Below are 3,057 nucleotides of genomic sequence, written 5' to 3' on the forward strand. Positions count from 1 at the left end.
TCAGCGAAATTCGCGGCCAGCATCACCGCATCTTCGTTGATCGGGAGGAGGTCGCCAGCCCGGCCTATCGCGAGTTTTGGAACAGTCTCCGGGCCGGGCAGTTTCAGCAGGCCGAATATATGCGCTTCGCCAAGGGCGGTCAGGAAGTCTGGATTCAGGCGACCTATAACCCCATTCTCGGCCGCGACGGTAAGCCCGTTCGCGTGGTTAAATTCGCAACCGATATCACCGAGCAAAAACTGCGTTTGGCCGACTATCAGGGCCAGATCAAGGCTATCGGCAAGGCGCAAGCGATTATCGAATTCGCCCTGGACGGAACAATTCTAACCGCCAACGAAAATTTTCTGTCGGCGGTCGGGTATCGGTTGGATGAAATCCAAGGCCAACATCATCGGCTCTTCGTTGCCCCCGACTATGCCCGCTCCCCAGCCTATCAGGCTTTTTGGGATAAGCTGCGCGCCGGGCAGTTTCTCGCCGATGAATATTGCCGCCTTGCCAAAGGCGGACGGAAGGTTTGGATTCAAGCCTCCTATAACCCCATTTTCGATCCGCGCGGGCGGGTCTTCAAAGTGGTGAAATACGCAACCGACATCACTCGCCAAGTCTGCCGCCGTCAAGAGGCCGAAAAATCCAGCGCCGATATCGATGCCAATCTGGCGCGGATCGTTACCACGGTCGGCGGCATTCGCACCCAGACGACGACCGTGGCGGGGGCCACAACGCAAACCTCGGCCAGTGTGCAAACCGTCGCCGCCAGCGCCGAGGAAATGACCCATTCGATTAGCGAAGTCTCCAGCAACGTCGTCCATTCGAAAATCTCGGCCGACTCGGCGTTGGAACAGATCATTCTGGCCGAAGGCAATGCCGGTCGGCTCAGCAGCGCCGCCGGATCCATGTCCAGCATCATCGAGTTCATTCAGCATATTGCGTCGAACATCAATCTGCTGGCCCTGAACGCAACCATCGAATCGGCGCGGGCGGGCGAAGCCGGGCGCGGCTTTGCCGTCGTCGCGAGCGAGGTAAAAACCCTCGCCAAGCAGGTCGCCCAAGCCACCGAGAATATCTCCCGCGAAATCGCCAGTGTGCAGAATATCTCGACCAACGTCGCCGCCTCGCTCATTCAGATCCGCTCGGCGATGCAGGATGTCCAGGGCAGCGTTACCGGCGTGGCCGGGGCCATCGAGCAGCAAACCCAGGTGACGCGGGAAATCTCCTCGAATATGCAAGGAACCGCCGGCGCGGTGTGTAATATCGAAGACGGTATCCACAGTATCGAAACCGGTATGCACGATATTTTAGCCGCTGTGGAAGCCGCCAAAAACCTCTCCGCCGAAACCCAGCGCATCTATGCCGAGCTTTAAGAATCTCAGGGCGTAAACCCGGCGAGGGCTGGGTTTACGCCGCACTCTGCGCCTTATACCCGAAGCGCAAACCACCCCAGGCCCGCCCTTTGACGACGATCGGGGCCGCCACTTCTTTCAGCAAGACAAAGCGCCCGCCGCCCAAATCGCGCCGATAGGTTTGCAGCAGAAAGCGATCCCGATTCTGCCCCGAGGCCAGCCCCACGCGATCATTGAACAACCGTCGGTTTCGGCAGTTGGCGATATTCCAGAGCGGATCATTCCGTTGGGGTTGGGAGTAGATTTTATTGTGGACGGCGACATAGCCCTTCCGATCCGCCGCGATGCAATAGACCGCGTCGATATGGCTGGCGAGCCCCTCTTCCATTAAGGCGGGCAGCAGTTTTTCTGCGAGCGCCGTGTGTTTCGCCAGAACCTGCTGCGGGTCGGTTCCGGGGATCGGCTGATAGGCTTCGTCGAACAGCGCTTCCAAGCTAATCTCGCCCCGGTCTACCGCTGCTTCGAACAGCGCGCTAACCCGCGCGGCGTGGCGGATGGCCGTATCGATGAACGGCGTATCGACGGTTGCAACGCCGCTCAGCGCCGTCAGCTTCATCAATTCTTCCGAATAATCGCGCACGGTATGCAGCCGCGCTTCCGCGCCATCGAGCGCCTTGGCCGATTCGTCGATCCCGCCCGTCATGCTCTCGACGCGCCGAGTGAGGGTTTCATAGTGGCCGTCGATCTCCGATGCCGCCTCGGCAATATTTCCGGCATTTCCGGCAATCTGTTCCATTGCCGCATCCAGTGTGGACAGCACCGAGCCAATCGCCTGGGTGCCGCCCTGCACCGCCGTGGCCCGCTGCACGCCTTCGGTGCTGCGCGCGATGAGCTGCCGGGTTTGATGGGCGAGATCTTGCAGCGTCACATCGATTTCCGCCGTCGCCTCGGCGGTTTGTCGGGCGAGGGCTTTTACCTCCCCCGCAACGACCGCAAACCCGCGTCCCGCCTCCCCCGCCCGCGCGGCTTCGATGGTGGCATTCAGCGCCAAAAGATTGGTTTGCCGAGCAATCGTGCTGATCCCCGCCGCCACCCGGCTGATCCGCCCCAAAGCGTCGGACAGGCCCGGCAGTTGCCCTTCAATGGCCGTCACCGATTCGGCGAGGGCACGAATTTCGGCCAGGGAGGTTTCGATTGTCCGGCGCGAACCGGCCATATTCTCGCGCGCGGTTTGGGCTTGGGCATGTGCCTTAAGCTGGTGCTGGCAACCGCTCGGTTCTTATCGGTCAAATCCGCAAACAAATGCCGAAAGGCCTGGCACGTTTCTGAATCTTGCCGGACTTGCGTCGCAACCTGGTCGATATTGGCGCTAATATCGGTAATCTCGATCCCAAGATTCCCCGATAGCCGCGCGACCTGTGCAAACGCCTGGCGCAGTTCGTGCTCCTGATCCGTCATGGCTTACCCCGTTTCCCCCTGGAACGTGGGACGAACGTTTTAATCCGCCGCCCCTGGACCCGTTTCGGCCTCTTCATTCAGAATATACGGTAGTAGTTAAGGTAAGGTTTGCCTGCGTGACACGAAGTCGCAACCTACAAAATAAACCGGGCTGCAAAATGCAGCCCGGAGAGTAAATTTTCACATTGTTTTTCGTCTAGAGCGCCGCGAAACTTGCACCCTGTTTTGCAATGCAGCGATACAGGCCGCGTTCATTCGG

1 protein-coding gene and 1 pseudogene are annotated in these 3,057 nt (G+C 59.6%); one reads left to right on the forward strand and one right to left on the reverse strand.

Annotated features, from left to right (window positions below; translation table 11 throughout):
* Positions 1 to 1,361, forward strand: a 1,361-nt coding sequence (locus tag VZ95_RS15035; protein ID WP_045776583.1) for a methyl-accepting chemotaxis protein, incomplete at its 5' end; no start/stop codon positions are given.
* A 34-nt stretch (positions 1,362 to 1,395) separates the two neighbouring features.
* Here VZ95_RS15035 and VZ95_RS15040 read toward each other — a convergent pair.
* Positions 1,396 to 2,568: pseudogene (locus tag VZ95_RS15040) on the reverse strand (methyl-accepting chemotaxis protein); the annotation flags it as partial.
* Positions 2,569 to 3,057 lie beyond the last annotated feature (489 nt).

It is taken from the genome of Elstera litoralis, from assembly GCF_000963705.1.
Taxonomy (GTDB): Bacteria; Pseudomonadota; Alphaproteobacteria; order Elsterales; family Elsteraceae; genus Elstera; species Elstera litoralis.